This window comes from Pedobacter sp. (genome assembly GCF_045627485.1).
In the GTDB taxonomy this organism is placed as follows: Bacteria; Bacteroidota; Bacteroidia; order Sphingobacteriales; family Sphingobacteriaceae; genus Pedobacter.
In genome coordinates this window covers 1-2,579 of the sequence record NZ_JAZQNU010000141.1, presented here as the reverse complement: position 1 = coordinate 2,579, position 2,579 = coordinate 1, and the positions used below count along the sequence as shown (strand labels likewise).

The 2,579-nt window shown below is 43.9% G+C and carries 3 protein-coding genes; all 3 read left to right on the top strand.

Going from position 1 to position 2,579, the window contains the following annotated elements; genetic code table 11:
• Positions 1-190 precede the first annotated feature (190 nt).
• Genes tnpA through tnpC form a run of 3 tightly spaced genes read left to right on the top strand, consistent with a single transcriptional unit; the run spans position 191 to position 2,359 of the window.
• The gene (gene tnpA / locus ACR2F3_RS11175; RefSeq protein ID WP_432710057.1) at positions 191-475 is read left to right on the top strand and encodes an IS66 family insertion sequence element accessory protein TnpA; all 285 of its coding nucleotides are present in this window, start codon (positions 191-193) and stop codon (positions 473-475) included.
• Between the two features lies 1 nt (position 476).
• Positions 477-815: an IS66 family insertion sequence element accessory protein TnpB gene (gene tnpB / locus ACR2F3_RS11170; RefSeq protein ID WP_432710056.1), complete on the top strand. Its 339-nt coding sequence runs from the start codon at positions 477-479 to the stop codon at positions 813-815.
• 50 nt (positions 816-865) lie between these two features.
• A complete protein-coding gene (gene tnpC, locus ACR2F3_RS11165) occupies positions 866-2,359 on the top strand; it encodes an IS66 family transposase (RefSeq protein WP_432710058.1) in 1,494 nt (497 codons plus the stop codon).
• The last annotated feature ends 220 nt before the right edge of the window (positions 2,360-2,579 follow it).

Below are 2,579 nucleotides of genomic sequence, written 5' to 3'. Positions count from 1 at the left end.
CAACTCCTTGGCTCACAGAACGACATGGCTACGATCCGACTTATGGACCACACCATGTAAGAACCCATTTACCGCCAGATCATCTGTCCACCTGACGTTTCAATCTTATCTTTACCTTTCACGAAAACGGGGTATCCGCCCTACTAAGTGCATCTTGATTAGATGATTTGCTGGGTTTAGCTTTGCCGGCATGAATAATTTAGAAGATAAACGCAGGGCCATGGTAGCCATGATCGAAAATTGGCGATCCAGTGGCAAATCAAAGAAACAATATTGTTTGGAGAAGGGCATCAATGAGGCGAAGTTTTATTACTGGTATTCGCGTAGCAAGGAAACAGAAAGTACTCCCGGGGTATTTATCCCCATAGAGAAGCGTTCAGGTACCAGGGAGATAGAAGTATTTTATCCAAACGGGGTCAAGCTGAAAGTTAATGGCGATCTGTTGCTTTTATCTCAATTGATCCGTCTGTACTGATATGTTCTCGCTGGGATCTTCGCACCGTTTCTATCTTTATTCGGGGCATTGTGATATGCGCAAGAGTTTTGACGGGCTTTGTGGACTAGTCAGCTCTGTGATGCAGCGCATTCCCACCAGCGGCGAAGTGTTCGTCTTTTTGAACCGAAGTGGTACGCACATCAAACTGCTGCACTGGGAAAACGGCGGCTTTGTACTCTACTACAAACGGCTGGAACAGGGAACTTTCCTTGCTCCAAAAGGCAGGGAAAATGAAATGTCATGGAGTGATCTGGTATTGATGGTTGAAGGCATCCATGTGGTAAAGAGTATTCGAAAAAAACGCTTTTCATTAGTGTAAAAACAAGCTTTATACTTGTTTAAATGATGGTAAACCCGTATTTTTCGGGTATGGAAACGGCACTGGAAAATCTATCAAGAGAGGATCTTTTAAAGGTCATTTCCAGCCGTGATGAAAAGATAGAATCCCTTTCCCAGGAGCGAGACTACCTGAAAACTCAGGTTGAAATGTTCAGGCGCATGCAGTTCGGACAAAGGCGGGAACGCTTTGAAGCTGACCCAAATCAAACGATGTTACCTTTTGAGGCTGATGTTATAGCTGTAGAGCAGCAAAAGGAAGAAACCAAAGAAAAGATTGAGTACGTACGCAAACGCCCAAACCATCATGGACGTGCAAAGCTGCCCGGGCACCTACCTGTAGAAGAAATCGAAATACATCCTGAAGGCGACTTGTCTGATATGGTTTGTATCGGCAAGGAAGTTACTGAAGAACTGGAATGCGAGCCTGCACGGTTCTTTATCAAAAGATACATCCGCTATAAATATGCTGCTAAAAACGGTGAAGGCGTAAAGATCGGCGAGCTTCCTGAGCGCGTGATCGATAAGGGTATTCCCGGAGCCGGTCTGTTAGCCTCCATATTGGTCTATAAGTATGCAGACCACCTCCCATTGTACCGCCAAAAACAACGCTTTGCAAGGGAAAACATCCAGATCGCTTCATCAACCATTGATGGTTGGACAAAAGAAGCACTACTTAAGCTCGAACCCCTTTATGACCAGCTGGTCTTCGACACAAAATCAAAAGGATATTTACAGGCTGATGAGACACCAATAAAGGTACTGGACAGCGATAAAAAAGGCGCTGCCCATCAGGGCTACTATTGGGTGTACCATGCACCATTGGACCGAACGGTACTTTTCGACTATAGCCCTACCCGGGGCAGTAGCGCGCCATTGCCCATACTTGGAAACTTCAAAGGTTATCTTCAAAGTGACGGATATGCTGTATACCAAAAATATGCTCGCAGCCGAGATATAACCCATCTGGCCTGTTGGGCACATTCACGCCGTGAGTTCGAAAAAGCATTGGACAATGACAGGCCAAAGGCGGAAACAGCACTGATCTTGATCCAGAAGTTATATGCCATAGAAAGAAAGGCTAAAGAAGGGCAGCTGAATACCGGAGCAATCAAAGAATTTCGGCTTAAGGAATCCCTTCCTATAATTAATGAAATGGGAAAATGGATGTTCAAGGAAATAAAGAGTACACTACCAAAGAGCCAGATCGGAAAAGCCATGGCATATGCTTACGCCAGGTGGGATGCATTGTCCGCATACCTATATGATGGGAGCCTTCAAATAGACAACAACCTGGTTGAGAATGCGATCAGACCTATTGCCCTGGGCCGAAAGAATTATTTATTTGCAGGCAGCCATGAGGCTGCGCAAAGAGCCGCAATGATCTATTCATTCTTTGCCATCTGCAAAAAACATGAAGTAAACCCTTTCGGGTGGCTCAAATACACCCTGGAAAATATCATGTCCATAAACCACAAAAACATTAAAAACCTGTATCCGCAGAACTTTAAAAATATAATCCGCTAATCAAATATGTAGTTCACAGGGCGGATACATAAAAAAGCAAAAAAAGACGATTAAACATTGCAACTGCAATGCTTAATCGTCTTTTTTTTGTGAACAGAATTATTATCTGGTTTAACATCAATGCCTGTTTCCCAAGAATCAGGAATAATATGATCGATTGATGTTGATAAAAAATTAATTCCAGACCCAGCGTATGGCCAGCTGTTAAAAGGGGCATCTT

What these genes read in the sequence shown, in the direction of transcription:
- tnpA (WP_432710057.1), top strand. Translation starts at nt 191, where the DNA reads ATGAATAATTTAGAAGATAAACGCAGGGCCATGGTAGCCATGATCGAA.
- tnpB (WP_432710056.1), top strand. Translation starts at nt 477, where the DNA reads ATGTTCTCGCTGGGATCTTCGCACCGTTTCTATCTTTATTCGGGGCAT.
- tnpC (WP_432710058.1), top strand. Translation starts at nt 866, where the DNA reads ATGGAAACGGCACTGGAAAATCTATCAAGAGAGGATCTTTTAAAGGTC.